General features: G+C 54.1%; 1 other RNA gene. It reads right to left on the bottom strand.

What is annotated here, in order from left to right:
* Nucleotides 1–132 precede the first annotated feature (132 nt).
* A non-coding RNA gene (locus OGX75_RS00925) (RtT sRNA) lies at nt 133–209 on the bottom strand; the annotation flags it as partial.

Here is a 209-nt window from a genome sequence, read left to right as displayed (position 1 = left end):
ATCCGGGAGGATTCGAACCTCCGACCGCTCGGTTCGTAGCCGAGTACTCTATCCAGCTGAGCTACGGATGCATCGGGAAAATTATTTACTGCCAATATTGATACCGCTACAAAAGCCGTATCAAGTAAGAGATGGTGCATCCGGGAGGATTACTCGGCTGCGCCTCGCCCTACGGGCCGTTGCTGAAGCAACGTTATCCTCCCTGGTGC

Origin of the sequence: Citrobacter sp. CK199 (assembly GCF_030333285.1) — a bacterium.
Classification (GTDB): Bacteria; Pseudomonadota; Gammaproteobacteria; order Enterobacterales; family Enterobacteriaceae; genus Citrobacter_B; species Citrobacter_B koseri.
Note: the sequence above shows the minus strand (reverse complement) of the source record. Positions and strands in the feature narration are given on the sequence as shown.